Here is a 25,086-nt window from a genome sequence, read left to right as displayed (position 1 = left end):
CGCTACTTCACGCCGTACGCGCGGATCACTGTCTGGGTGATCTTGGCGCCGTTCGGGCCGGTGGCGGCGACCTTCAACGACACCGTGTCGTGCGCGTTCGGTACGACGGCCAGGTAGTGGCCGAGGGCACCGATCACGACAAGCCGCTGCCAGGTCTTGCCTTCGTCGTACGACGCCCAGGCCAGCAGCGAGGTCGCCCGCGACGACTCGAAGCTGATGGCGTGCGTACGGGCTGCCACCCGACCGGTCAGGTCGACCGGGACCGTGTAGCTGACCTGCTGCAGCGGGAGCGCCACAGCCTTGTCGTCAGGCTGCTTGGCCGAGCGGAACTCCCAGGAGGTCTCGGTGTGAGTACCCCAGTTCCACTCCCCCTCGGTGTCCTTGCGCTCGGTGGTCAGGTCGAGCTTGTACGCCGCGTCGTCGCTGGAGGTGATGACGTCCTCCCACGCGTCCGGTAGCTCAGCCACAACAGCGCCGTTACGGGAGAGCGACGCCGACGACGCAGTGGTCTCACCGACGGTGTAGTGCCCGGCCGCGTCGACAAACGACGGGATGCGCAGCGACAGCCGATCACCGGTACGCGTGGACTGCACACCCGGCGCGGCAGCCGGGCGTACGACGGGGCCGAACCACGTCTCGTCCGAGGTGCCGGTCCGGTACGAGCGCGGCAGGGACGTCATCCCGCCGGCCAGCGGGTTCATGTCGTCCCACGTGTAGAGGTGGTGCACCCGGTGCTGCCAGAGCGAGTCACCGGACGTCACCCACTCCTCCCGCACCTTCGGAGTCTCCACGAACCGCTGGGCGTCGTTCCACGAGTACTCCTGCCACGGACGCCAGCCGAACCGCTGCTCCTTGGCCCAGTTGAACCCGCCGTTGTCGGCGTACCGCGTGGTGATGCGCGCGCTGTTGGCCGGCGTCACCTTGTAGTCGATCTTGGCCGGGATGGACCCGGCCGAGACCTGCTGTACGTCGTACAGGTACGGGCTGGAGGTGGTGAGCGTCAGGTCGATCGTCGCCCGGCCCTTGCGGGCGCGGTCGATCAGCTTGTGGCCGTCCTTGGACGTGGTGACCATCGCCGGAATCGGCTCGCGGTCGCCGACCGGACGCCAGACCGTCCAGGCGGACCAGTCCGGCGGCCGGACCAGGATCACCGCGGCGGCCCCGGCCTGAGCGGCCGCGACGATCTGGTCGTGCTCGCTGCCGTTGCCCCAGCCGTCCTCGCTCGAGTCCAGCACCGCGGTCGCGCCCTTCACGCCCTTGAGCGTGGAGTCCGCGTAGACGAGCGGGAACCGCTTCTTGCCTTCGTACGACGGCGACTGGTGGAGCAGGTTGATGTCCAGCGGACCGGGGACCCCGGGCACTGCCGCTTGGACGAGCGGAGCGACCAGTTGCCAGCGGGAGGAGAACTCGAAGCTGCCGTCCTTGACCGGCTTGGTCGGCGTGACGTTGACCTGCTTGACCGTGCTGAAGTGCATCACGCCGTGGCTGATCGAGCGGCCGTTGGCGTACACCCGGTGCACGTAGTAGCTGAGCACCGCCTGCTGCTCCGACGGCTTCGGCGTCTCGATCGTGATCGGGACCGCCTTCCGCGCGTCGATGACGATCTCGGTGTCCTTGCTGACCACGATGTTGGGGTCGGTGAACAGGCTGACCTGCTCGTCCTGCGGGTCCGAGTTCTCGACCAGCGAGTGCAGCAGGTACGTGCCCTCCTCGACCTCGGCCGTGTACGACTCGCCGTTCGGGATCCACGCCAGTACGTCGGACCGTGAGTTGTCGCCGAACAACGAGATGACCGGTACGCCGGTGGGCTGCCCGTCCAGGCCTACCGCGCGCAGCGTCACCTTGTGCTTCGGACCGGCCCGGAGCGCGCCGACCGCGGTGTGGGTGACGACGCCGTCGGGGCCGGTGGCAACGATCCATCCGCTGTACTGACCGCGCCCGACCTTGGCCGGGTCGAGGGTCACCGGGACGTCCGCGGTGCCGTTGGCCGGAACCGTGACGGTCGCGGGCACGGTGAAGCCGGTCGCCGGCTGCTTGTCGTCGAGGTTGGTGACCTGAGCAGCCAGGCTCAGCGTGATCGGCGCGCCGGAGTCGTTCCGGTAGGTCACCGTGCGAGTGCCGGTCTCCAGGCCGAAGTCGGCGACGCCGCTCGCGGTCACCTTCTGCGCGACTGCACGGGTCAGGTCGACCCGGCCTGCGCCCTGCTGGTAGACGGTCTGCTCAGGCTGCGTCTTGGCGGTGCTGACCAGCGCGTTCTTCAGTTGGTCGGCCTTCCAGTCCGGGTGTTGCTGCGCGAGCAGTGCGGCCGCGCCGGCAACGTGCGGTGTCGCCATCGACGTACCGGAGGCGGAGGTGTAGAGCTCGTCGACCGGGTCGCCCATGATCGTGCCGGCCGCGCGGGCGGCAATGATGCCGACGCCGGGCGCGGTGATCTCCGGCTTCAGGCCGGCATCGCCGAGCCGCGGTCCACGGCTGGAGAAGTCCGCGAGCCGGTCGTCGCGGTCGACCGCCCCGACGGTGAGCGCGGCCGCGGCGGCGCCGGGCGTACCGACCGTCTCGTCCTGGCCTTCGTTGCCGGCAGCAACGACGAACAGCGTGCCGGTCTGCGCGGTGATGTCGTTGACGGCCTGGCTGAGCGGGTCGGTGCCGTCGGTGGCTTCGCCGCCGAGGCTCATGTTGACGACCTTGGCGCCTTCGGCCGCGGCCCACTCCATCCCGGCGATGATCCAGGAGTCGTACCCGTAGCCGTCGTCGCCGAGCACCTTGCCGACCAGCAGATCGGCCTTCGGTGCGACGCCCTTGCGGGTACCGCCCGCGCCCGCGCCGGTGCCGGCGATCGTGGCGGCGACGTGGGTGCCGTGGCCGAAGTGGTCGACGGTGCCGCTCGGGCTGCCGGAGAAGTCGACGCTCTCCTTGACCTTGCCGGTCAGGTCCGGGTGCGTCGCGTCCACGCCGGTGTCCAGTACGGCGACCTCGACGCCGGTGCCTTCGTACCCGGCCTTCCAGGCGTCGGGCGCACCGATCTGCGGGACGCTCTTGTCGAGCACCGGACGAACCTTGGCATCGAGCCAGATCTTCGTGATCCCGCTGTTCAGCGAGCGGGCACCCGCGGCGGGCTTCAGCGATTTCCACAGGGCGGGCAGCTGGTCCTTGGCCGCCTCCACGGCCCGGCCGCCGATCGACGGGAGCTGGCGGGTGGTCGTCGTACCGGCGAGGTTCTGCTCGGTCCGGAGGCCGGGGGTGTCCTTCACGATCAACGGGAGTTCGGCGGCGGCGCCGTACCCGTCGGCGATCAGTTCGTCGACGTCGAACAGGTCCACGTCGAGGACGCCGGTGGAGATGTACGGGACGGCGTCGCTCGGCAGGACCCGGAGCCCGCCGTCGACCTCGATGGTGTGGAACGAGACGCCTTCGCGACCCGGTGCCGGCGTGACGGTGGCGGCCTTCTTGCCGGCGCCGGCGTCGGTGAGTTCGACGACGTCGCCGGTGATCAGTGTGACGGCGGAGGTCTTGACCGCCGCGGGGTTCGTGGGCGGGGCTGCGCCGGCCGGGATCGCCGACAGCGCGCCGAGGGTCAGCATCGCCGCGAGGGTGGCGGCGGTGAGGCGGGTGGAGGACATAGGCGGATTCTCCTTCGAGAGGTTCGGGGCAGGACCACCTCTTCTTCCGACAGAGTTTGCAATCAGGTCACAGCAATCGGCCCTGTCCATCACTGCCGTAGCTGCGACATGGCGCAAGGACGCCATCACCCGGCACCATCAGGACATGAGCGGACAGCAGTTGGTGCGTCGGTGGGCGTGGTTGGGGACCTTCCTGGTCGGCGCCGGGCTGTATCTCGCGGTGCTGGCGGTGCTCACCGACACCGGCAACCCGAACCTGTTCCCGACGATGATCCTGCTCGGTGCGCTCGTCGTACCGCTGACATTCGTGACGTTCGCGGCCGGCCGGTCCGGGCGCTGGCTGATCGACGGGCCGACCCTCGGCGGCTGCGTGCTGTTCGGCGGCGTGGTCGGCGTTGTCGTCGCCGGCCTGCTCGAGTACGACGCGATGCGGCGGCTCGGGACGCTGCCGATGCTCGGCGTCGGGCTGATCGAGGAGGCGGCCAAGCTCGTCGTACCGGCGATCCTGGTGATCTTCTTCGGGCACCGGTACCGGACGTCGATCGGGCGCGGGATCGTCATCGGCGTCGCGGTCGGCACCGGGTTCGCCGTACTGGAGACGATGGGGTACGCGTTCGTCGCGCTGCTGCAGTCGAACGGGAACGTCGGCGCCGCCGAGCAGACGCTGTTCATCCGCGGGCTGCTGTCGCCGGCCGGGCACGCGGCCTGGACCGGGCTCGCCTGCTGGGGGCTCTGGCGGTTCGTGATCGCGCCGAACGGCAGGCACTTCGCGGGCTTCCTCGGGATGTACGCGCTGGCCGTCGCGCTGCACACCACCTGGGACGGGATCGGCGGCAAGATCACGTACGCCGTCGTCGGCGCGATCTCGATCGGCCTGCTGCTGTACGGGTTGAAGCGCGCCCAGCGGACCGACGCCGCTCTGGTGACCGCCTGACGGGTCAGTGACTTGTCAGTACGGTGAGATCGCGGTCGCGAGCCATGGACAACGCGTGCCGGAGTGAGTACGGTCCGTAAACGGCGTCCGCCATCACGCCACCCTCGTCGGTGAGGTACTGCCCGCCAGTAGTACCTCGCTGGTGGGTGGGCAAGCAGGCTGCGGCGGACAGTCACGGCCTGATGGGGGCCCATCCACCCAGGTGGGGCGATGATCGACACTCACTCGATCACCGCCCCACCGGTTCAAACTCACCCCCCAACGGTTCGGGTTCGTCGTCCGTCTTGATGGCTGACAAGTGCAGTCGACGGAACAGGTGCCATGGCCGACTGGGAACGAGCCTTCCAGGATCTTCTAGCCACTCGCGGCGCGGCGCTGCGTGCGTACGGCTATCTCCTGACCGGAGAGTCGTCCGCCGCGGCCGATCTGGTGCAGGACGCCCTGCTGCGCGTCTTCAGCCGGCTGCGGGTCTCGGCAGCGCGCCTGCGTGGTGCTCCGGTACTACGAGGACCTCACGGTGCCCCAGATCGCGGAACAGCTCGACTGCGCCGAGGGCAATGTCAAACGCCACCTGGCCGATGCGCGGGCGAAGCTTGCCCAGCGGCTCGCCGTACCCGAGGAGACCATCAAGTGACTGACGTGAAGGCTTTGCTGCAAGAGCTCGCCGACGACGGTGCGGTGCAACTGGCGGAGCACGACGTGCTGCGCCGGATCGGCCGCCGGCGCCGCGTCCGGACCGCACTGGCCGCGACCTCTGGTCTGGCCGCGGCGGCGGTCGCCATCGGCGCGTACGCCGCGCGGCCGGCCAACACCGGAACCCCGGCTGACGTCGCCCCCGCGGCGCCACCGACGGCCGTCGCGCGGCGGCCTGCCGCGCCCGCTCATCGCCGGCCTGCCGCCCAAGTGGATCGCGGTGATCGCGGACGGCCGGATGGTCGGTCGTGCCACGGTTGCCACGACGGCGGAGGCGGTCGAGCTGCAGCCCCGCCAGTCCAATGTCCTCGACGCGCGGATCGACGTCCGGTCCTGCACCGGCGGACCGTTGCCAACCGGTTCGTACCAGCTCTACGAGGATCTGCCGGAGCCGACCAAGACCACCGAACCGATCGTCGACACCAACCCGATCGGGACCATCCAGCTGCGCTGACCCTCATCAGTGACCCAGGGTTTGCCGGATTGTCGGACAGGTTTCGGATGCCGGGAGGTTTCGCAGCAGGGACCGGGCGGGCAACCTGTGAGGGTCCGGTCCCAACCGCCCCTGGGAGTAGCCGTGTCCCGATTGTTCCGTCCGGCGCTGCTCGTCACCGCCGTACTCGCGCTCCTCGGCGGCGTTACGAGTGTCACGCCGTCGAACGCCGCCACCACGATCACCGTCGCGACCGCGATCGGTCGCCAGGACAACTCCACGGCGTCCGTCAGCGGGTACGTCGTCGGCCAGCCGACCGCCACCAGCACTGTTGTCCGCAGCAACTTCCCGAACGACTACGCGCTGGCCCTGGCCGACTCGGCGACCCAGACCAGTACGTCGTCGATGCTCTACGTGCAGATCCCGGCCGCGTTCCGCGCGTCGTACGGGCTCCAGACCAACCCCGGCCTGCTCGGCAAGCAGATCACCGTCACCGGCACGCTGTCGGCGTACTTCTCGCACCCCGGCCTGAAGAACGCGACCGCGTTCAGCGGCGGTGGCGGCTCGGACCCGGGTGACCCCGGCGACCCGGGTGACTATTACGCCGGCGCCGAGGGCAAGACCGGAGCGGCGCTGAAGGCCGCGCTGCACACGATCATCTCCAACCAGACCAAGCTCACCTACGACCAGGTCTGGGACGCGCTCGAGGTCACCGACCAGGACCCGAACAACAGCAACAACGTCATCGAGATCTACTCCGGCCGCTCGATCGCGAAGAGCAGCGAGGGCGGCGGCGTCGACGACTGGAACCGCGAGCACGTCTGGGCCAAGTCCCACGGCGACTTCGGTACGGCGACCGGCCCCGGCACCGACGTCCACCACCTCCGCCCCGAGGACGTGTCGGTCAACTCGGCCCGCGGCAACCTCGACTTCGACAACGGCGGTACGGCGGTCGCCCAGTGCTCCGGCTGCACCGCGGACTCGGACTCGTTCGCGCCGCGCCCGGCGGCCCGCGGTGACGTCGCCCGGATGATCTTCTACATGGCCGTCCGGTACGAGGGTGACGACGGCTTCCCGAACCTCGAGGTGAACAACTCGGTCGGCAACGGCACCGCGCCGTACATCGGCAAGTTGTCGGTGCTGAAGGCGTGGGCGGCGGCCGACCCGCCGGACGCGTTCGAGAAGAACCGCAACGAGGTCATCTACAACCAGTTCCAGCACAACCGGAACCCGTTCATCGACCACCCGGAGTGGATCAACTCCATCTGGCCGAACTAGCTACCGCGCTTCGCCTGCAGGTCCGCACGCCTCGGCCCGCCCTGACCCAGGGCGGGCCGGGCCGCGTTCGAATCCGATTCGACCTGTCCGGCGACGACCTGCGGGCGGGCGATGCCGGACTGTGCGGCCGCGAAGCCCAGACGGGTCTGGACCCAGTCCTGGAAGCCGGGGTCGGCGACCCGGATGTGGTACCCGGTGCGGGTCAGCAGCCCGCGGGAGATCAGCTTGTGGGACGCCTCGTCGAGATCCCATCGCCCGGGCCCGGCCGGCTCGGAGCGGGACGGGATGACCATCCCGCCCGGCCCTTGCACGGAGGTCTTCGCGAGCAGTTCCTTCTCGTTCGGCGAGCAGTTGTACCAGGCGGCGTCGTACAGCGCGCGCGACTGCGCGTTCAGGCGGGCGGTCGCGGTCGCGGCGACGTCGGCGGTGATGCCCTGGCCGTGGTCGGTGAGCTCGAGCGCCGCGGCGGCCAGGGTGCGCAGCCGGGTCGGGTTGCCGTTCGCCGCCGCGACCAGGTTGTCGACGGCCTCGGGCTCGTACCTGACCCGGGCCCGGTCGAGCGGCACGGTCAGCGCGAGCCGCAACTCGTCGGCGTGGATCGGCTGCAGCCGGCGTACGTCGAACCTGCCGGCTTCCTTGGTCTCGGTGCCGGCATGCCCACCCGATGCTTCGAGCAACCGGCTGGTCGCCTCCTCGCCGCCGGCCGCGATCAGGAACATCGGATGCCGGACTTCCTTCAGGTGGGCCGACAGCGAGGTCAGGACGTAGAGGTCCTCCTTGGACGCCGCGTCCAGGTTGTCGACCATCACCAGGATCGGAGTCCGCTTCGGGTGCGCCATCTTGCCGAGGTGTTCCGCGACCTCGTTCAGCGTCGTACCCACCGAGTCCTTCTTGACGCCCTCCACCGTGCTCTTGTGGATGCCGACCTTGGGACCGGGCGCGAGGCCGAACCGGAGCTGATTGGTCTTCATCAGGTTGGCCGTCCGGACCGCCATCCGGTTCAGGAGCTGCTTCAGCTCCCGCACCTGGCTCGCCGGGTACTGCTGCTTGATCGTGTCCATCTCGTTCTGGACGGCGCGGATGAACCGGGCCTCGAGCCCTTCCCGCCGGGACGCGTCCAGCTGGATCGCGATCCAGCCTTCCGCGTCGGCCATCTCCTTGGTCCGGGTCAGCTCATGGCTGGTGCCGGTCCCGGGCGCGCCGGTGAACAGCAGCGACGTGCCGGTCGGTCCGCGGTCCTCGAGTGAGATCGGCCGGCCCTGCGCGTCGGTCCGCTTGACCTCGTGCACGAGCCGGCCGGAGATGCCGAACACCTGGTTGACCAGCTCGCGATCGCCGGTCGGGTGGACCGGCGCGAGCGCCACGTCGCCGCGCGAGACGGCCGGTCCGCTCGTCAGTTCCGGCAGCGGATCCGGTGTCTGTCCGACGTAGTCGTTGACCCAGTCCCGGAACCCCTCGTCGGGGATCGTGACGAGGCCGTCGCCGTGCTCGCGCAGCATGCCCCGGGCAACGAGTTGCTGGCGGGCCTGGTCGATCTCCTGCCACTTGCCGGGACCGGCGGCCTGGGTGACGGCCGGCATGTAAACGCTGTTCGGGCCCTGGGACGCGATCAGCACGAGCAGATCCTTCTGCGCGTGCGTGGTGCTCTTCTGGTTCCAGTGGTCCTGGTACGTCTCGGCCGCGTCGGCGTTGACGTGGGCGATCGCCGTCTGCACGGATTCGACGGTGATTCCGGCCTGCGGGTCCTGATAGGCGACCGCGGCCTGGCTGAGCGACCGCAGCCGGGACGGGTCGCCGTTCGCGGACGCGACCAGGCTTTCGATGGCGTCGTACTCGTAGGCGATCCCGTGTTCCTGCAGCGGCAGGGTCAGGGCCTTCCAGACCTGGTCGTCGGGCAGCGGCCCGAGCTCGCGGACGTCGAACTGGTTGCTGATCGTGGTGGCGATACCGGACATCCGCCGGGAGGCGTTCATCAGCGACCAGGTCGACCGTGCTCCGCCGGCCGCGACCAGCCAGACCGGAAGGTCCATCTGCTCGATGTGGATCGCCAGGTCGTTCAGCCCGGCCTGGTCGTTCTCCAGCGCCTGGTCGATCCCGTCCACCAGCAGCAGGATCGGCCGGCCGTTCTCCCCGGTCAGCTTGCCGAGCTCGTCGGCGAAATCGGTCAGCGTGGTGCCGAGTTCGCTGTACGCCGTGGTGTCGCGCTCCATCTTCCCGACGTACTCCATCGGGAACGGGCCGCCGCCGAAGCGCAGCTCGACGCCGAGCCGCTTGTTGCCGCCGCTGCGGGTCAGCTGGCCGACCGTGTTGTTCAGCTTCCGTACGGCGCGGCGGCTGTACCGTCCGCGCAGCTCGTCGATACTCGACCGGATCGCGATCGTGAGCTGGTGCTCGAGCGGCGCGTTCGCGGACGCGTTGATCCGGATCGTGGACCAGCCGTTGGCCTCGGCCAGGTCCTCCGCGCGGTACAGCTCGGACGTCTTGCCCATGCCGGGCGGGCCGGTGAAGAGGATCGCCTGGCTCTCCGGCAGCACGTTGCCGAGCGAGATCGGGTTGCCCACCTTGTCGGTTCGGATGACCGAGTACGCCGGGTACCGATCGCTGCCGAAGACCGAGCTCATTGGACCAGCGTGCGGACCGTAGCCGTACCCGACACGGTCTGTACATGACTGCGTGGTTAACAATCGCCGCCCGGAAGTTGAATCGGGCCACTATCTGACGGCGTGCAACCGGTCTACAGGCGGCGGCCCGATCGCGCAGTTCTGGGTCGCGGGTGTTGGAACTGACCGGTACGGGCTGTCACGCTCAGTGCATGCGAATCAAACCGGTGATGGCGACGCTCGCGGCAGCGTCCTCGGTGGGGCTGTTGCTCGGTGCGGTTCCGACGGCGGCGCAGGCCGACCCGGATCCGAACCTGACGATCACCCAGGTCAGTCTCGACCGTACGGCGGTCGCGGTGTCCGGCCTGAACACGTACCCGATCAACGTGACCGTCAAGGGCGGGTACAACTCGAGCGAGCCCGGCGACGAGGGCCTCGTGCTGAACGTGCTGCTGAAGCGCACCGGCGGCACCGGGGGACGCGGCGACATCGTGTCGGCCGATCTGAAGCGGACCGCCGGGACACTTGCCAACGGCACCTGGACCGGCCGGCTCAACGTCGCCTCGACCGCGAACGGCACGTTCAAGGTCGCCGGCGTGATGACCGGCCCGTACGGCGGCCCCGATCCCGGTACGCCGGTCGACCCGACGCCGTACGCGGGCCAGACGATCACGGTGAAGGGCACGAACCAGCCGAGGATCACCGCGGCGGTGAACCCGCGGATCGTGCCGTTCGGCAAGCCGTACACGATCACCTGGGCGGTCACGAACACGGCGACCGGCAAGCCGTACGGCACCCGGATCCCGATCGGCCTCGGCGTCGACACGCCCTGTGCCGAGGGCGGCAGCCCGATGTACAAGACCGGTACGAACGGCGTTATCACCAAGGCATACACGGCGGACGACGCCGGCGCGCTGAACTGCGCGCACATCTACGCCGACCCGTACTACATCGTCGGCCAGTGGCTGTTCCCGGCGCGGCCGACGGTCATCGCCGCGGTGCCGTCGAAGACCAGCGCGAAGGTCGGCACGATCGTCCCGGTGAACGGCTCGGTCGCGCATCTGACCGGTTCCTGCCCGGTGTACCTGCAGCGGCTCTACGGCAGGACCCAGTGGCGCAACGTCAGCTCCGGCAAGGTCCGGCAGTCCGGCCGCTTCACGGTCAACGCACAACCTTCGTACGTCGGGGTGATCCCGTACCGGGTCTACTTCCCGGCGTGTGAGCCGTTCGTCTCGGCTGTCAGCAAGACGTTCACGATCAAGGGGGTCTGATCCATGAAGGCTCGCATACTCGCCGCACTGGTCGTACTGGGTCTGGGCGCGGTGCCGCTCAGCGCCCAGGCCGAACCGGACCCGAACCTCAAGATCGACGCGGTCGCGATGAACAAGACCGCGGTCGGTGTGAGCGGCCTCAACACCGCTGCGGTCACGGTCACGGTGACCGGGAAGTTCCTCGACGCCGACGACGCGAAGACCCCGGTGCTGGTCATCCTCGAGCGCACCGGCGGCTCCGGGTCGGCGACGTCGCTGATCTCGACCAGCCTGCCGCGGCTCGCCAACGGGACCTGGAGCGGTCCGCTGTACGTGCCCTCGACGGCCAACGGCACCTTCAAGGTGACCGGTGTGATCCACGGCCCGTTCTTCCCGGGCAGCGGTGACATGACCGACCCGACGCCGTTCAAGGGCCCGTCGATCGCGGTCACCGGCACGCACGTGCCGCGGATCAGCGCCTCGGTGATCCCGAAGGTGGTGCCGTTCGGCCGGCCGTACTCGATCAAGTGGGCGGTCACCGACTCGCAGACCGGCAAGCCGTACGGCAGCCGGCTGCGGGTGGTGCTCGGCAACGACAACACCTGCGCCGAGTACATCGGCCCGGGCTACTCGAACCTCACCGACATCAACGGCACGGTCACCAAGTCGTACCCGGCCTCGCTCGCGGACTACGTCAACTGCCTGCTGCTGCCTGGCAACCCGTCCTCGAACGGCGGCCTCGGGCTCGTCCCGGCCCGCCCCGGAATCGTCTCGGCGACCCCGTCGAAGACCAGCGCGACGGTCGGCACGATCGTCCCGGTGAACGGGGTGGTCGCCGGTGCGCCGTCGTCCTGCAAGGTGTACCTGCAGCGGCTGTACGGCTCGAGCCAGTGGAAGACGGTCAGCCCGGCCGGGAACATCCGCTCGTACAGCGGGAAGTTCACGCTCAACGCGCAACCGGCGTACAAGGGCCTGATCCCGTACCGGGTCTACTTCCCGCTTTGCTACAACTACCAGGCCGGCGTCAGCAAGGTCTTCTACATCCGCGGGATCTGAGCGCTTCGGGCGGGTGGGTTAGGCTTACTTAGGTAGGCCTAACTTATCCGCCCGAGAGGACTGTGGTCGCGTGACCAGCCCCGCACCCCGCCGTAACCGCGTCTGCAAGCGCGCCGTCGTACTCCGGACCGAGCGGATCACCCCGCACATGATCCGGGTCGTGCTCACCTCCGACGATTTCGCCGACAACGGCTTCTCCGACCACTATGTGAAGCTGCTGTTCTGCAAGGACGGCGTCGAGTACCCCGAGCCGCTGGACATGGGTGTGGTGCGCGAGTCGTACCCGGCCGAGCACTGGCCGACGATGCGGACCTACACCGTCCGCAGCTGGGACGAGGCGTCGCGCGAGCTCGCCATCGACTTCGTCCACCACGGCGACGAGGGCGTCGCAGGCCCGTGGGCGGCCTCCGCGAAGCCGGGTGACGTGCTCTGGTTCAACGGTCCGGGCGGCGCGTACTCACCGGACGAGGCGGCCGACTGGCACCTGCTCGTCGGCGACGAGAGCGCGCTGCCGGCGATCGGCTCCGCGGTCGAGCAACTGCCGCCGGGGGCTCGGGCGACCGTTCTGGTCGAGGTCGGCGACGAGACCGAGGAGCAGAAGTTCGGCGGCGCGGGCGAGGTCGACGTGCGCTGGTTCCATCGGTCCGACGCTTCCGGTGAGCGCGGCGACGGTCTGGTCGAGGCCGTCGAGGCGCTCGACTTCCCGGACGGTACGCCGCACGTGTTCGTCCACGGCGAGGCCGGGTTCGTGTTCCGCATTCGCAAGAACCTGTACCAGGACCGCGGTCTGGCCCGCGACCGCGTGTCCCTGTCCGGCTACTGGCGCCTCGGCAAGAACGAGGACGGCTGGCAGGCCGAGAAGGCCGAAACCGCCAAGGCTCAGCGCACCTAGTCCGCTCGACGTTCGGTCAGGACGTCGATCAGCGTGGTGGACTGGTTGGTGGGGAGGACCCAGTCCTCGCCGTTGGCCTGGAGGATGACGGCGGGGCCTTCGCTGGCGACAGCGTGGGTCACCGCTATCGGGAACTTGAGCCGCTCGGCACCCGAGAGCGAGAACTCGTAGGTGCCCGTGATCCCGGTCAGCGGGTAGGTGCGGAACTGCTCCGCCGACCGCGGGATCGGGTGCGACTGGATGGTGACCGAGTCGGCGCCCACGAGTACGGCGGCAAGCGGGATGCCACGCAGCCGGAAGACGAGCTCGTACGGCGTACCGGCCAGCTCCGGGACGAACGGGACGAGCAACGCCCGGTCGGCGGCGCGGGCCAGCACCAGACCGGCGACGATGCCGACGATGAGACCGGGCAGCGCGAGGACCGCCGGCCACCACACCCCGACGGCGAGCGGGAACAGGGTCACCATCAGGCCCGCGAGACCGCCGTACAGCCCGGCGACTCCCAGCCACCAGCGCGGCTGGTAGCGGTGGCGGCGCCGCAGTACGAACCCTGTCACCAGCATCGCCAGCGGTACGACGCAACCGATCCAGGCGAGCGCCGAACCGGTCGATGCGATCACTGCCACGGCAACCAGCAGCAGCACCGGAATGCCCAGATAGATGACCGCCACCAACCGCTGAACCCGCCGATGCCTGCTCTCCACAGGAAAACCCAAGCACATCCCGCCCCAACCACCTACTGTGCCGAGGGTGATCGAGATTCCTGCGCGGCTCATCCGGAACCACAGCGAGAAGTCTTCGGCCTGGTTGGACGGTCTGCCCGGCGACGTCGAGCGGTACTCCCGCGAGTGGGAGCTGACCGTCGACGGTGACCCGCTGAGCGGCGAGGCGTCGTTGATCATGCCCGTCGTACGGCGGGACGGGACCCGGGCGATGCTCAAGCTGCAGCGCGTCGACGAGGAGAGCGAAGCCGAGGCGCTGGCGCTGCGGACCTGGAACCACGACGACGTGGTCGAGGTGTACGAGGACGACCCGGAGACCTCGACCCTGCTGCTCGAACGCCTCGAGCCGCGGACCCTCGACGATCTGCCGGACCACGTCGAGGCGACCCGCATCCTGGCCGAGATCCTCACGCACCTGATGGTCGTCCCGGCTCCCGCGGGTGTCCGCCGCCTCGAAGACATCGCGGGGCAGATGCTCGAGGACGCGCCCGCGATCATCCCGCTGCTCGTCGACCCGGCCGATCGCGCGCTGGCTCAGCGCTTCGTCGCGCAGGTGGCCGAGGTGCTGCCCGAGTCCGGCGACCGGCTGCTGCACTGGGATTTGCACTACTACAACGTGATGGCCGCCCAGCGCAGGCCGTGGCTGGCCATCGATCCGAAGCCGCTGGCCGGCGACCCGGCGTTCGAGCTGATGCCGGCGTGCTGGAACCGCTGGGACGACCTGGTCGCGACCGGCAACCTGGCGCAGGCGATCCGGAACCGGTTCGACCTGATGCTCGACGTGACCGGGATCGACCGGGACCGCGCGCTGGCCTGGACCGCCGGGCGGATCCTGCAGAACGTGCTGTGGTTCACCGAGGACGGGGACACCCGGATCGAGGCCGAGCTCAAAGCGGTCTCCGATGCCCTCTTCGCGTGATTACATGATTACGTGACTACTCCGACGCTGTACGACTGGGCCGGCGGACACGACGCGCTGCGCCGGCTGACCGAGGTGTTCTACGACAAGGTGCTCGAGGACCCGATCCTCGCGCCGGTCTTCGCGCACATGAGCGACAAGCATCGCGAGCACGTGGCGATCTGGCTGGGTGAAGTGTTCCGCGGCCCGACCCGCTACACCGACGAGCTGGGCGGGTATCCGGCGATGCTCGCGCACCACCTCAACCTCGGGCTCACCGAGGAGCAGCGGTCCCGCTGGGCGGCTCTGATCGCTGCCAGCGCGGATCCGGCCGGGCTGCCGAGCGACCCGGAGTTCCGCTCGGCGTTCGTCGCGTACATCGAGTGGGGCACCCGGATCGCCCTTGCGAACTCGCAGCCCGGCGCGACCCCGCCGCCGAAGGCGCCGGTGCCGCATTGGGGCTGGGGCGAGGCGCCGCCGTACCAGCCGTGAGACCGGCGCCGTACAACAGTTCCGGCACAGGCCGTTGATACCTGCCCTGGCAGGAGTTGCGGCCCTCGCCGTTGGGTAGAGTCCCGGTTCACGTTGTGTCCGACAGCGGGGATGCGAGGGTTTACCTGTGACCGCTCAGCTCGAGTACCCCGACATCCAGGATTCCGACGCCCTGCTGTCCGTCCAGGACCTGTGGAAAGTGTTCGGACCGAAGGCGCAGCGCGTCCCCCGGCGTCCCGACCTCGCCGCGCTCGACCGCACCGCGCTGTACGCGCAGACCGGATGTACGGCGGCCGTCCGCGACCTGAGCTTCGACGTCGCGCCCGGCGAGGTGTTCGTCGTGATGGGGCTGTCGGGATCGGGCAAGTCCACGCTGGTCCGCTGCCTCACGCGGTTGATCGAGCCGACCGCCGGCCGCCTGGTGTTCGAGGGTGAGGACCTGCGGGCGGCCGACGAGAAGCGGCTGCGGGCGCTGCGACGGAGCAAGTTCTCGATGGTCTTCCAGCACTTCGGGTTGCTGCCGCACCGCAAGGTGATCGACAACGTCTCGTACGGCCTGGAGGTCCGCGGCGAGAGCAAGCCGGACCGGCGCCGGCGCGCACAGGAGGTCATCGACCTGGTCGGCCTGGCCGGCAACGAGCACCTGTACCCCGAGCAGCTGTCCGGCGGCATGCAGCAGCGGGTCGGCCTGGCCCGGGCGCTCGCCAACGACCCCGACGTACTGCTGTTCGACGAGCCGTTCTCCGCGCTGGACCCGTTGATCCGGCGCGAGATGCAGACCGAGGTGGTGCGGCTGCACCGCGAGGTCGGCAAGACGATGGTGTTCATCACCCACGACCTGTCCGAGGCGCTCAAGCTGGGCGACCGGATCCTGCTGATGCGCGACGGTGGCGCGGTCCAGCTCGGTACCGGCGACGAGCTGGTCGGCGCGCCCGCCGACGACTACGTCCGGGACTTCGTCCGCGACATCCCGCGCGCCGACGTACTCACCCTGCGCTGGATCGTCCGCGAGCCGCGGCCGGACGAGCCGCTCGACGGGCCGGAGCTCGGTCCGGACGTGCTGGTCCGGGAGGCGACCCGGCTGGTGCTCGAGTCCGATCGCCCGGTCAAGGTCGTCGACGGCGGCACACTGCTCGGCGTGATCGGCGACGAGGAGATCCTCGCTGTCGTTGCGGATTCTTGATGGCCGCGATCACCAGCAATGTGGAAGTCGAGGTCCGGCGACCTCGGCGCAGCGTCGTCGTCGGCGTGCTGCTGGTCGCCTGGGTCGCGCTGTACTTCGTCCTGCGCGGGATCGACACGCTCGTCCTCGGCGGGCAGGACACGACCGCGCTGCACCGCTGGCTGACCGAGCACCGCGACGACGTCGGGCAGGGGAACGTCGTCTTCGACGCGATCCGGATCGCCGTCGACCACTTCGTCGTCCTGCTGCAGAACCTGATCTCGCAGCCGTCGTTCGACCGCCCGGTTCCGGTGATCGGGTGGCTCGGCGTGATCGCGATCTCGGCGTACTGCGCCTGGGCGTTCGGCAACTGGAAGGTCGCCGTGCTGACCGCTGCGGGGCTCGGCTTCGTCGGGCTGCAGGGGTTGTGGCAGGAGAGCATGGACACGCTCGCGCTGACGATCGCGGCCGTGCTGCTGTCGCTGCTGGTCGCGATCCCGCTCGGGATCTGGGCCGGGTTGTCCGACCGTGCGTTCAAGGTCGCGACGCTGGTGCTCGACCTGATGCAGACGCTGCCGACGTTCGTGTACCTCGCGCCGTTGACGCTGTTCTTCGCGATCGGACCGGCCGCTGCGACGATAGCCACGCTGATCTACGCAGCGCCGCCCGCCGTCCGGCTGACCGCGCACGCGATCCGCTCGGTGCCGCCGGAGAGTGTCGAGGCGTCCCGGTCGCTCGGGTCCACGAAGGGCCAGACACTGACCAAGGTGCTGCTGCCGATGTCGCGGTCGACCGTTGTCGTCGGCATCAACCAGACGATCATGGCGGCGCTGTCGATGGTCACCGTGGCCGCGTTGATCGATGCGCCAGGCCTCGGCCAGACCGTGCTCAAGGCGCTGCAGACGCTCGACGTCGGCGTCGCGTTCAACGCCGGGCTGGCGATCGTGGTGATCGCGATCGTGCTCGACCGCGTGACGACGGCGGCCGGCGACCGTCCCTGGCGGACGGCGAACCGCCGTCGCCGCGTGCTGCTCGCTGCCGGCGCGGTGGGTGTGCTGGTCGCGGTGTGGTTCTCGCGGACCTATGTGTGGGCGGCCGAGTTCCCGTCGAGCGTCAACGTCGGCTCGCGGATCGCGGTTGTCGCGACCGATGTGACCGACTGGGTGCAGAACGTCTTCGGCGGTTTCACGTACGGCGTGCGCGACGCGGTCACGAACGGCCTGCTCAACCCGCTCGAGGGCCTGCTGACTGGATCGCCGTGGTGGCTCGTCACTCTGGTCGTCGTCGTTCTGGCGTTCGTCCTCGGCGGCTGGCGGGGCGCCGTACCGGCCGCGGTGTGCCTGGGGCTCCTGGTGGCGACCGGGGTGTGGCACGACAGCATGGTCACGCTGGCGTCGACGCTGCTCGCGACCGTCGTGGTCGTCGCCGTCGGGCTGGCGCTCGGAGTATGGGCCGGGCGCAACCGACGGGTCGACACCTGGATCCGGCCGGTGCTCGACGCGGGGCAGACGATGCCGCCGTTCGTGTACCTGGTGCCGTTCCTGGCGTTGTTCGGGACCAGCCGGTTCACCGCGATCGCGGCCGCGGTCGTGTTCGCCGTACCGGTCACCACGAAGATCGTTGCTGATGGCATCAAGGCGGTGCCGGTCGCGACGGTCGAGGCGGCGAACTCGGTCGGCTCGAGCAGCTGGCAGGTGATCAGCAAGGTGCAGCTGCCGGTGGCGCGACGGGCGATCACCCTCGCGGTCAACCAGGGCCTGATCTACGTGCTCTCGATGGTCGTCGTCGGCGGGCTGGTCGGTGCGGGCGCGCTCGGGTACGACGTGGCCGCCGGGTTCGCGCAGAGCGAGTTGTACGGCAAGGGCCTGGCCGCCGGGCTGGCTATCGTCCTGCTGGGCGTGATGCTCGACCGCGTCACCCAGGCGGCGGCCCGCCGTACCGAGAATTTCACAACAAGAGGAGACAAGCGGTGAAGAAGCTCCGGTACGCCGGTGTGCTGACAGCGGTGGCGTTGGCCCTGGCGGGGTGTGGTGGGCAGAAGATCGCTGCCGACAAGCCGGCCTCGACGGGGAAGGACTGCGGCACGTTCAACCTGACCGTGAGCCCGTGGGTCGGGTACGAGGCGAACGCCGCGGTGGTCTCCTACGTGGCGACCAAGGATCTCGGCTGCAAGGTGGTCGAGAAGAACCTCAAGGAGGAGATCGCCTGGCAGGGCTTCTCCACCGGCGAGGTCGACGTGAACCTGGAGAACTGGGGACACGAGGACCTGAAGAAGAAGTACATCACCGACGACAAGGTCGCGGTCGAGGCCGGCTCCACCGGGGTCAAGGGCATCATCGGGTGGTACGTGCCGCCGTGGATGGCCGCGAAGTACCCGGACATCACCGACTGGAAGAACCTGAACAAGTACGCCGCGCTGTTCAAGACGTCGGAGTCCGGCGGCAAGGGGCAGTTGCTCGACGGCGACCCGTCGTACGTGACCAACGACGAGGCGCTGGTGAAGAACCTGTCGCTGAACTACAAGGTCGTGCAGAGCGGCAGCGAGACCGCGCTGATCCAGGCGTTCCGGGACGCGGAGAAGAACAAGAAGCCGCTGCTCGCGTACTTCTACGAGCCGCAGTGGTTCTTCAACGAGGTCAAGCTGGTGAAGATCAACCTGCCCGCGTACAAGACCGGCTGCGACGCCGACCCGGCCAAGGTCGCCTGCGACTACCCGCCGTACGACCTCGACAAGATCGTCTCGAAGAAGTTCGCCGACTCGGGCAGCCCCGCGTACGACCTGGTCAAGAACTTCAAGTGGACCAACGAGGACCAGAACGCCGTCGCCCGAATGATCGCCGTCGACAAACTAACCCCCGACCAGGCCGCCCAGAAGTGGGTCGACCAGAACCAGTCAAAGGTCAACGCCTGGCTGGGTAAGTAACTCTGCACCGGCCGTCGGAACACTCCCGCTGGATACGCCGGCGGGAGATCCGCTCGATCCGGTCGAGGATCCAGCATGCCGGGCATGGGAGTTTCATGACTCTCCTCCCAAGCTCACGCGCACGGTGGTCCTCGCTCGGTGTAGGCGGGACTTCATTGCGGGGATGTTGAGGCCCAGGGACTTGGCGACCGTCGGACCGCTGTAGCCCTGGACGTCTCGCAGGACGAGGACGCTGCGTTGGTCCGGGGGTAGGTCGGCGATGGCGGCGGCGACGGCCTGCGCCTCCAGTTGGCGCAGGACCTCGTCCTCCGCGGAGGGCGTGGTGGTCTCGGGCGCGATGGGGTGCTCGCGCAACAGTTGGCGGGCGCGGCGCAGGCACTCGTTCCGGACGATGCGGAACATCCAGGACGTCAGGGCGCTGGTGGCGCGGAGCATGCCGATCTTCCGGTACAGGATGATCAGCGCCTCCTGTGCCGCGTCCTCGGCGTCCTCCGGCGTACTGCAGAGCGTGCGGGCGAACCGCCGTACCGTCGGGTGGGAGTCGGCGACCAGCGTGGTGAGGGCGTTGAGGTCGCCTGCCCGGGCAGCGGTGATCAGTTGCTCGTCGAGGTCAGCCACGGTTCCTCCGGCGTACGACGGCGACGCTGCAGGCGCCGAGCAGCAGCACCGCGACAACTGCTGCGATGGTCAGCGTGACGGTCATTTTCGGTCTCCTTCATCGGTGCGATTCGGGAGTAAGAGGTGGCGGGCGGGCGAAAGGATTCCGGGCTGAAGTGGGCTTGAGCTTGTTCACATGGGCCGGGGGCAACTATCACGATGTTTGGGGGCAACGCCGGTGACACGCCGGAAATCGGACAAAACCGGGTAAGTTCTGTTCATGATCATCGTGACAGCTGCACTGAAGGGCGGGGTCGGAAAGACAACCACGTCGGTGTACTTGGCCGCGCTGGCATCTTCCAACCGTCGTACATCCACTCTGATCGACGCCGATCCGCAGGGCAGCGCGGCGGACTGGATCGCGGAGTCCGAGGACGAACAACTCAACCGGATCGAGATCGCGGAGGCGCCGACCGAGCGCCTGCTGAACAAGGCGCTGGACAAGGTGCCGCCGGAAGGTATCGGCATCGTCGACATGCCGCCGTCGCACGAACGGCTGCTGAACAAGGCGCTCGAACGGGCCCGGATCGTGATCATCCCGACCCGCGTCGGCGGCGTCGAGACACCCCGGGTGAAGGCCGTGATGGAACTGGTCCCGGACGGCGTGCCGGCCGGCCTGGTGATCTGCTCGGCGCGCACGTACACGCGCTCCTACCAGGAGGCCATGCAGCAGTACGCGCAGGAAGGCATCCCGGTCTGGGGCACCATTCCCGAGCGCGTCTCCATCACCGCCGGCCCGACCGGCCCGCTGGCCGCCGACGGTCTCGAGTCGTACAAGAAGGTCTGGCGCAAGATCCTCGCCGCCGCCCGCAGCTGACCCGGCCCCCGCGACCATCACCCTGGTCGCGGGGATCAGCGGTGCAGAGGTGGTTCGCCGCGGACGTACGAGCGGATCACCGTGGCGGCCGCGCCGCGGGCCCAGTCGTCGAACGTGTGCGACCGGAGCATCAACCGGCAGTCGCCCGCGGCGCCGAACGCATGCTCGGCGAACGCGCGCCGCATCCGGTCCTCGTACAGGTCGTACTCCGCGACGCCCTCGCCGGCGATCACCACCAGCTCGGGGCCGACCAGGTTCACCATCGCGGCCAGCGCGGAGCCGATCACCTCGCCGGCCCGGTCGAATGCCTCCCGGGCCTGCTCGTTGCCCTCGTGCGCGAGCTTGATCGCACCCGCCAGGTCCAGGTCCGCCCGCCCGGTCGTCTCGCGGGTCCGGGACAGGATCGCGTCCGACGACGCCACCGTCTCCACACATCCACGCCGGCCGCAGGTGCAGACCAGGTCGCCCGGCGCGAGCGGCAGATGGCCGAGCTCGCCCGAGACGCCGTACGCGCCGGACACGACCTCGCCGTTGATGTAGAGCCCGCAGCCGATGCCGGAGCCGATCGTCACCACGGCGAACGAGTCCGCGTTCACCCCGACGCCGAACCAGTGCTCGGCCACGGTCAGCGCGCGTACGTCGTTCGACACCACGATCGGGACGCGCACCCGCTCGCCGAGCAGCTCCGCGACCGGTACGCCGCGCCAGCCCATCAGCGGCGAGTCCCGCACCACGCCGTGGGCGGCGTCGACGTCACCAGAGATCGCGATCCCGATACCGGCGAGCGGACCCGCCACCGCCGTACCGGACTTCAGCGAGTTGATCAGCGCCTTCACGTGGGCGGCGAGGCGGTCGATGACCACGTCGGGATCGGTGTCGTCGAGCTCCTCGTGCCGGATGTTCAGGATGCCCGCGGTGAAGTCCGTGGTGACCCCGATCAGGCTCGTCGGCGTCACCTTGACCCCGATCACCGAGACGCTGCTCGGTACGACGGTCAGCGGGCTCACCGGCCGCCCGATACCGAGCTGGCTGTCGCCCTCGACCGGCGAGGCCGCCTGGTCGGTCACGAACCCGGCGTCGATCAGCGGCGCGACAGCCTTCGTCACCGCCGCCTGCGACAGCCCGGTCCGGCGTGCGATCTCCACCCGCGGGATCGGTCCCTGGGTCAGGATCCTGGTCAGCACCTCGACTCCCGCCGGCGTAGCCAGGGGGAGAGGACGATGAGGACGCAGCGGCACGAGAACAACTTACCGGCGCGTCAGACTTCCGCGCCGCTTTCTGCCAATGTTGGTGACGCGAGAGCCCATCGGATGGTTCTGGTCAGGCCGTCACCGGCGGCTCGTACGACGGTCTGCTCGGCCAGCGGGACGTACGGGAGCCGGAGCGGCAGTCTGGTCCACCACGGGAGCAGTCCGACCGCAGCAGCCGTGAGTACGCCGTACGCCGGGCGGGCCGCCCACGGGACCGGCGGGTGCACCAGCATGAAGCGGGCCGCCTGCCGCGCCTCCGTCGTACCGCGTAGCTCGGGCTGGTACTGCTTCAGCAACTCCTGCAGCTCGGCCACCGTCGTCGGCGGGTCGATCACGCCCAGCTTGCGGGCTACCAGTGCGGCGTCCTCGACGTACAGGTCCTGCTCGGCGGCGTCGAGCGGGTGGGCGCCGTACCGCTGGTGGGCGGCGAGGAAGCTGTCCACCTCGGCCACATGCACCCACTTGAGCAGGTGCGGGTCGGAGGCCCGGTACTTCACCCCGTCCGGACTGGTGCCGCGGACCCGCTCGTGCACCGACCTGACGTGCTCGATCGCCACCTCGGCGTCCGGAATCGCGCCGTACGTCGTGATGGCGAGGAAGTAGCTCGTCCGGCGCAGCCGCCCCCACGGGTCGCCGCGGTAACCGGAGTGCGCCGCCACGGCAGCCATCGCCAGCGGATGGAGCGACTGCAGCAGCAGCGCCCGCAGCCCGCCGGCGAACATCGACGCGTCACCGTGCACCCGTCGGATCGGCCGGTCCGGCGCGAACCAGCGCGGTCCGGGCGTGTTGTGCACCCGGTCGCGCTCGGCATGCGGATCCGGACCCGCGACCTTCGTCAGGATCATCCGCGCCAGACCGTCCCGCACCGGGTTCAAACCAGCCATACGACCAGTCTCCCCGGCGCGCCAAGCTGCGGCCTACTTCGCGGAGTACTCGCCTTCGAGGATGGAGTAGAGCAGGGAGTCGCGCCAGTCGCCGTTGGTGAAGACGTGGTCGCGGAGGTGACCCTCGTAGGTGAAGCCGAGGCGCTTGACGACCGCGATCGAGGCCTCGTTCTCGGGGCCGATCGCGGCCGTGACCCGGTGCCGCCCGAGCGGGCCGAAGGCGAACCGCAGCAGCACCCGGGATGCGTCGGTCGCGTAGCCGTGCCCCCAGTGGTCGGCGCCGATCGCGTAGCCGAGCTTGGCACCCCAGGTGCCGCTCGGTGAGATCCGCGCGAACCCGATCACATGGTCGTCGTCCGGACGGGTGACGGCGAACATGTAATCGGGGCGGTCCGCCTGCGCGGCCCGCTGGACGATGGCAGCCAGGCTCTGCTCGGCCTTCGCCCGGTCGTAGCTGTCGAACGCCATCCACGTGGTGACGCGATCGTCACCCGCGACGGCCAGGTAGTCGTCGAGATCGGTGGTCCGGAATTCACGCAGGGTAGTCAGCTCGCCGCTGAGCGGGTCCATTTGCGCAGGTTATCGGGGATAGGTCTGCATCGGGGTCCGAGTGAAGGTCTCGATCTCCTCCTGCAGCTCCCGCGCGTCGTCGGCGCGACCGGACTGCCGCAGTGCCTGGTGGACCCGGCGGGCCGAGTGCACCACGCCGTTGATCCGGCGCTCCGTCGGCAGCGTCAGCACCGGAGCCAGCGCGTCGGCCGCGCCGTCCAGCTCGCCGCTCGAGATCCGGGTGATCGCCATCGCCGCGTGGCTGCCGGCAGCGTCGCCGAAGGCCCACTCCGGGTGGTTCTGGTCGGTGTAGGCGTCGACCGCCTGGCTGGAGTATCGCTGGGCCTGCTCGACCTCACCAGGCAGCTGGGCGAGCGCGTCAGCGGCGTAGTACAGCTGGCGGTTGCGGCCGAACGTGCACAGGCCGCCCATGTCGTCGAGGTCGTCGTTGTGGACGGAGTTCCAGGCCTCTTCGGCCCGCTCCAGCGCGGCCCGGGTGGCCTCCGGGTTGCCGAGCGCGGCCCAGGCGCGGGCCTCGCTGACCGGGAGCCAGACGCTGGTGGTGCTGTTGGCCTGCTCGGCGTACCCGGCGCCGAGCTGCGCGTACCGCACCGAGTCGTGCGGGTTGCCGGCCCAGTAGGAGACCAGGGACTGCAGGCCGCGCACCCAGGCGCGCAGGCCATGGTGGTCGGCGTTGTCCGCGCACATGAACGCGGTCCGCGCCTGGGTCAGGGCGGCATGGGGGTTGCCGAGGTCGTGCGACGCCTTGGCGAGCAGTCCGCCGGTCACGCCGGCCAGGAAGTACAGCTGTCGGTGGTTCTCCGGGCGCTGGCGGCTCTCCAGCAGACCGAACACCAGGTCCTGCGTCTCGACCAGTTGGCCGAGGATCTCCGGCAGTGGGCGCTGTGGGTACGCCTGGGCGGCATGGCGCACGTCGTCGTACACCTGTTCCATGGCCTCGCTTCCGAGACCGGACTGGGCCGCGAGGGCAAATGCCCTCGCGCGGCTGGCAGCCATGTCGAGAACCTCCATCTCGTTACCTGTCGTGATCCGTCCACTCGCGGCAGGTGCCGGCACCACCTGGGCGGCCTGCTCGGCGACGTACGGCGCGAGGAGCTCCTCGACCGGCTTGCCGAACATGCGTTGCAGGGTGCGCCGGGTCTGAGGAGTGGTCCCTGCGCGCTCGCCCGATGCGAGCCGACGCAGGTGCCGCTCGGTGATGGTTCCACCCAGCTCGACGAACTCGGCGACGATCTCGGAGTAGGTCTGGTTCCGGCGCTGGATCAGGTGCGCCAGGACCGTCTTTGGCGCGTACCTACCCGCCATCGTTCCTCCCGTTCACGTCAGTACAGACGTTGTCTCGACTCATGCCCCACGACAAGGTGCTGTCCCCCAGATGTCCGTCAGAGGACCGGAAGAGGTCCGGCAAAGGTCCGGTTCAGGTCCTAGAGCGGTCACGGTGGGCTCGTGCACCATTACTGCCATGACAACCAGTAAGTCCAACTGGTTGCAAGGCCTGAGAGTTACGGGGTGAGAGGTAGTGAGCATCGCGGAAGTGACGTCGAGACAGCACCGGCGCAGAGTTCGGGTCTGGTTCGGCGAGCACGTGATCGCACAGTACGTCGCGGAGGCGCCGCTGGCGGCCCGCTACGAACAGGCAATGCGGCGCCGTTTCGCCGGCCTGAAGGTCACCAACGACCTGCTCGGCCCGCTCGACTCCACCGACTGAAACACCCGTAGTAGCCGCACCACCTTCAAGGCGTCCGGGTCCTCCTCAGACCCGGTCCGCTGCGCCCTGAGGTCTCCTCACGCTCAGGGGCAGCTCTGGAAGGTCCGGGGCCATTCCTCAGCTCCCGGACGAAACCCGAGGTGGGGGGCGGGGGCCTGCGGCCGGAGCCGGGCGGGCCGCCGGCCCCAAAACCGGAGGGCGGAGGGGGTGTTGTGGGTGGTAAGGCGGGGGCCGGCGCTTGACACAC

General features: G+C 69.3%; 22 protein-coding genes. 14 read left to right on the top strand and 8 right to left on the bottom strand.

Going from position 1 to position 25,086, the window contains the following annotated elements; translation table 11 throughout:
• Window positions 1-2: 2 nt before the first annotated feature.
• The gene (locus tag ABT313_RS17790; protein WP_350854327.1) at window positions 3-3,620 is read right to left on the bottom strand and encodes a S8 family serine peptidase; all 3,618 of its coding nucleotides are present in this window, start codon (window positions 3,618-3,620) and stop codon (window positions 3-5) included.
• 145 nt (window positions 3,621-3,765) lie between these two features.
• Between ABT313_RS17790 and ABT313_RS17785 the strand changes: the two genes are divergently transcribed.
• The 4 genes from ABT313_RS17785 to ABT313_RS17770 all read left to right on the top strand — a co-directional run bounded on the left by ABT313_RS17785 (window position 3,766) and on the right by ABT313_RS17770 (window position 6,958).
• A complete protein-coding gene (locus ABT313_RS17785; RefSeq protein ID WP_350854324.1) occupies window positions 3,766-4,554 on the top strand; it encodes a PrsW family intramembrane metalloprotease in 789 nt (262 codons plus the stop codon).
• A gap of 517 nt (window positions 4,555-5,071) precedes the next feature.
• Window positions 5,072-5,188, top strand: a complete 117-nt coding sequence (locus ABT313_RS17780) for a sigma factor-like helix-turn-helix DNA-binding protein (protein ID WP_350854321.1) — start codon at window positions 5,072-5,074, stop codon at window positions 5,186-5,188.
• Between the two features lie 39 nt (window positions 5,189-5,227).
• Entirely contained in the window at window positions 5,228-5,701 is a 474-nt protein-coding gene (locus ABT313_RS17775; protein ID WP_350854318.1) for a hypothetical protein, read from the top strand.
• Window positions 5,702-5,824: 123 nt separating this feature from the next.
• The gene (locus ABT313_RS17770) at window positions 5,825-6,958 is read left to right on the top strand and encodes an endonuclease (RefSeq protein WP_350854315.1); all 1,134 of its coding nucleotides are present in this window, start codon (window positions 5,825-5,827) and stop codon (window positions 6,956-6,958) included.
• Here the strand turns inward: ABT313_RS17770 and ABT313_RS17765 are convergent.
• Entirely contained in the window at window positions 6,955-9,579 is a 2,625-nt protein-coding gene (locus ABT313_RS17765) for a hypothetical protein (RefSeq protein WP_350854312.1), read from the bottom strand. The two genes, ABT313_RS17770 and ABT313_RS17765, sit on opposite strands and share 4 nt — an antisense overlap.
• Window positions 9,580-9,770: 191 nt before the next feature.
• On the opposite strand from ABT313_RS17765, the gene ABT313_RS17760 reads away from it, so the two are divergent.
• The 3 genes from ABT313_RS17760 to ABT313_RS17750 all read left to right on the top strand — a co-directional run bounded on the left by ABT313_RS17760 (window position 9,771) and on the right by ABT313_RS17750 (window position 12,756).
• A complete protein-coding gene (locus ABT313_RS17760; protein WP_350854309.1) occupies window positions 9,771-10,829 on the top strand; it encodes a hypothetical protein in 1,059 nt (352 codons plus the stop codon).
• Between the two features lie 3 nt (window positions 10,830-10,832).
• A complete protein-coding gene (locus ABT313_RS17755; protein WP_350854307.1) occupies window positions 10,833-11,864 on the top strand; it encodes a hypothetical protein in 1,032 nt (343 codons plus the stop codon).
• 70 nt (window positions 11,865-11,934) lie between these two features.
• On the top strand, window positions 11,935-12,756 hold the full coding sequence (locus ABT313_RS17750) for a siderophore-interacting protein (protein WP_350854304.1): 822 nt from the start codon (window positions 11,935-11,937) through the stop codon (window positions 12,754-12,756).
• Here the strand turns inward: ABT313_RS17750 and ABT313_RS17745 are convergent.
• On the bottom strand, window positions 12,753-13,460 hold the full coding sequence (locus ABT313_RS17745; protein WP_350854301.1) for a purine-cytosine permease family protein: 708 nt from the start codon (window positions 13,458-13,460) through the stop codon (window positions 12,753-12,755). The two genes, ABT313_RS17750 and ABT313_RS17745, sit on opposite strands and share 4 nt — an antisense overlap.
• A 16-nt stretch (window positions 13,461-13,476) precedes the next feature.
• Here ABT313_RS17745 and ABT313_RS17740 point away from each other — a divergent pair, with 16 nt between their 5' ends.
• From ABT313_RS17740 to ABT313_RS17720, 5 genes are all read left to right on the top strand, one after another.
• Window positions 13,477-14,397 (top strand): aminoglycoside phosphotransferase family protein, encoded by a 921-nt coding sequence (locus tag ABT313_RS17740; protein ID WP_502883998.1) that lies wholly within the window; start codon window positions 13,477-13,479, stop codon window positions 14,395-14,397.
• Between the two features lie 12 nt (window positions 14,398-14,409).
• Window positions 14,410-14,868, top strand: coding sequence for a group II truncated hemoglobin (locus ABT313_RS17735; protein ID WP_350854295.1), 459 nt, complete (start codon window positions 14,410-14,412; stop codon window positions 14,866-14,868).
• Window positions 14,869-14,995: 127 nt separating this feature from the next.
• Window positions 14,996-16,051, top strand: a complete 1,056-nt coding sequence (locus ABT313_RS17730) for a quaternary amine ABC transporter ATP-binding protein (protein WP_350854293.1) — start codon at window positions 14,996-14,998, stop codon at window positions 16,049-16,051.
• The gene (locus tag ABT313_RS17725; protein ID WP_350854290.1) at window positions 16,051-18,003 is read left to right on the top strand and encodes an ABC transporter permease subunit; all 1,953 of its coding nucleotides are present in this window, start codon (window positions 16,051-16,053) and stop codon (window positions 18,001-18,003) included. The genes ABT313_RS17730 and ABT313_RS17725 overlap by 1 nt, the downstream gene beginning before the upstream one ends.
• On the top strand, window positions 18,000-18,953 hold the full coding sequence (locus ABT313_RS17720; RefSeq protein WP_350854287.1) for an ABC transporter substrate-binding protein: 954 nt from the start codon (window positions 18,000-18,002) through the stop codon (window positions 18,951-18,953). The genes ABT313_RS17725 and ABT313_RS17720 overlap by 4 nt, the downstream gene beginning before the upstream one ends.
• Window positions 18,954-19,046: 93 nt before the next feature.
• On the opposite strand, the gene ABT313_RS17715 is transcribed toward ABT313_RS17720, so the two are convergent.
• Window positions 19,047-19,571 carry an RNA polymerase sigma factor gene (locus tag ABT313_RS17715; RefSeq protein WP_350854285.1) on the bottom strand — a complete coding sequence of 175 codons (525 nt, stop codon included), beginning with the start codon at window positions 19,569-19,571 and terminating at the stop codon, window positions 19,047-19,049.
• Window positions 19,572-19,830: 259 nt separating this feature from the next.
• Between ABT313_RS17715 and ABT313_RS17710 the strand changes: the two genes are divergently transcribed.
• The gene (locus ABT313_RS17710) at window positions 19,831-20,427 is read left to right on the top strand and encodes a ParA family protein (protein WP_350854282.1); all 597 of its coding nucleotides are present in this window, start codon (window positions 19,831-19,833) and stop codon (window positions 20,425-20,427) included.
• A gap of 35 nt (window positions 20,428-20,462) precedes the next feature.
• On the opposite strand, the gene ABT313_RS17705 is transcribed toward ABT313_RS17710, so the two are convergent.
• The 4 genes from ABT313_RS17705 to ABT313_RS17690 form a co-directional block, all read right to left on the bottom strand.
• Window positions 20,463-21,611 (bottom strand): ROK family transcriptional regulator, encoded by a 1,149-nt coding sequence (locus ABT313_RS17705; protein ID WP_350854279.1) that lies wholly within the window; start codon window positions 21,609-21,611, stop codon window positions 20,463-20,465.
• 74 nt (window positions 21,612-21,685) lie between these two features.
• Entirely contained in the window at window positions 21,686-22,561 is an 876-nt protein-coding gene (locus ABT313_RS17700; RefSeq protein ID WP_350854277.1) for an oxygenase MpaB family protein, read from the bottom strand.
• 33 nt (window positions 22,562-22,594) lie between these two features.
• Window positions 22,595-23,131 (bottom strand): GNAT family N-acetyltransferase, encoded by a 537-nt coding sequence (locus ABT313_RS17695; protein ID WP_350854274.1) that lies wholly within the window; start codon window positions 23,129-23,131, stop codon window positions 22,595-22,597.
• 9 nt (window positions 23,132-23,140) lie between these two features.
• Window positions 23,141-24,436 carry an NsdA family TPR-like regulatory protein gene (locus ABT313_RS17690; protein ID WP_350854270.1) on the bottom strand — a complete coding sequence of 432 codons (1,296 nt, stop codon included), beginning with the start codon at window positions 24,434-24,436 and terminating at the stop codon, window positions 23,141-23,143.
• Window positions 24,437-24,665: 229 nt separating this feature from the next.
• On the opposite strand from ABT313_RS17690, the gene ABT313_RS17685 reads away from it, so the two are divergent.
• Window positions 24,666-24,839: a hypothetical protein gene (locus ABT313_RS17685; protein ID WP_165549662.1), complete on the top strand. Its 174-nt coding sequence runs from the start codon at window positions 24,666-24,668 to the stop codon at window positions 24,837-24,839.
• Window positions 24,840-25,086 lie beyond the last annotated feature (247 nt).

Origin of the sequence: Kribbella sp. NPDC000426 (genome assembly GCF_040300265.1) — a bacterium.
GTDB lineage: Bacteria > Actinomycetota > Actinomycetes > Propionibacteriales > Kribbellaceae > Kribbella.
Note: the sequence above shows the minus strand (reverse complement) of the source record. Positions and strands in the feature narration are given on the sequence as shown.

Bases quoted from the DNA above. Each gene is read 5' to 3' on its own strand.
- ABT313_RS17790 (WP_350854327.1), bottom strand. From the start codon at position 3,620: ATGTCCTCCACCCGCCTCACCGCCGCCACCCTCGCGGCGATGCTGACC.
- ABT313_RS17785 (WP_350854324.1), top strand. From the start codon at position 3,766: ATGAGCGGACAGCAGTTGGTGCGTCGGTGGGCGTGGTTGGGGACCTTC.
- ABT313_RS17765 (WP_350854312.1), bottom strand. From the start codon at position 9,579: ATGAGCTCGGTCTTCGGCAGCGATCGGTACCCGGCGTACTCGGTCATC.
- ABT313_RS17760 (WP_350854309.1), top strand. From the start codon at position 9,771: ATGCGAATCAAACCGGTGATGGCGACGCTCGCGGCAGCGTCCTCGGTG.
- ABT313_RS17755 (WP_350854307.1), top strand. From the start codon at position 10,833: ATGAAGGCTCGCATACTCGCCGCACTGGTCGTACTGGGTCTGGGCGCG.
- ABT313_RS17725 (WP_350854290.1), top strand. From the start codon at position 16,051: ATGGCCGCGATCACCAGCAATGTGGAAGTCGAGGTCCGGCGACCTCGG.
- ABT313_RS17710 (WP_350854282.1), top strand. From the start codon at position 19,831: ATGATCATCGTGACAGCTGCACTGAAGGGCGGGGTCGGAAAGACAACC.
- ABT313_RS17700 (WP_350854277.1), bottom strand. From the start codon at position 22,561: ATGGCTGGTTTGAACCCGGTGCGGGACGGTCTGGCGCGGATGATCCTG.
- ABT313_RS17695 (WP_350854274.1), bottom strand. From the start codon at position 23,131: ATGGACCCGCTCAGCGGCGAGCTGACTACCCTGCGTGAATTCCGGACC.
- ABT313_RS17690 (WP_350854270.1), bottom strand. From the start codon at position 24,436: ATGGCGGGTAGGTACGCGCCAAAGACGGTCCTGGCGCACCTGATCCAG.